Genomic DNA, 891 nt, shown 5'->3' on the forward strand with positions numbered 1-891 from the left:
TATAGAAATTTTGAATATTTAAAAACATAAATTTAACAACGAATACTACAACAATTAAAATAGCAATATTAATTGTTGAATATTGCAAGCCAATACTAGAAAAAATAAAATTGATTATATTAACAAGATCGGAACTACTCTGAGTATCCAAAAGAGGAATAAAAAAACCGATTCCAACTATCTCAAAAAGTGCACTTATGATCATTATAAAGAATAAAATAAAAATTGGAATTGGGATATTTTCTCTAAAGTAATTTAATATCTTTATATTCATGTCTTATTGAAACCTATCAGCAAATTCAAAATCCATAATATACTTTCTATTAAAAGCTTCGGCAAATTGATCCTTATTGATTGTAGCCAAACCATTTTCAAAAGTACAATCAACAAAAGCTACTCTATTTTTTAGTGTTTCCTTTGCCTCGGATGTAAGCCCTGCTTTACATAAATCTATTAAGATCAACGGAGTATTAGAAGAAACAACTTCATTAAAAGATGTAGAATCAGCAAACGGAGTAATAACACAATCTACACTTTCTAAAAATTTATCCATAGGGCATTCATCCACATAACTAACATTATTAAATAATGATAATACCTTATCCTTAGGCCTTAAGGCCCCTTTTGGATGTGATTTTATACATACTTCGTAATCTTCGCCTATTAACTTTAATAACTTATATTTAAATTCGAAATATTGCAAATCACTATGGTTAAAAATAGCCCTTCTGTTGACCCATAAATTTGAAGAAAGTATCCCTATTTTTTTAATATTTTTACCTTCAACAACCACATGCTCTTTATTGCTGCTACAACCAACACTTTTTTTTGTTTTAAGACACTTAAATTGTATGTTTAGCCCGTATTTATCTACCCTTTTATGTATTGTAT

2 protein-coding genes are annotated in these 891 nt (G+C 27.7%); both read right to left on the bottom strand.

Annotated features, from left to right (window positions below; genetic code table 11):
• Window positions 1–274, bottom strand: a 274-nt coding sequence (locus CYP05_RS10075) for a hypothetical protein (protein WP_219809361.1), incomplete at its 3' end; no start/stop codon positions are given.
• Between the two features lie 3 nt (window positions 275–277).
• Window positions 278–891 (bottom strand): hypothetical protein (locus tag CYP05_RS09990; RefSeq protein ID WP_181001193.1); only part of this gene is annotated, 614 nt, incomplete at its 5' end.

The organism is Campylobacter concisus (assembly GCF_002913545.1).
Lineage (GTDB): Bacteria > Campylobacterota > Campylobacteria > Campylobacterales > Campylobacteraceae > Campylobacter_A > Campylobacter_A concisus_AV.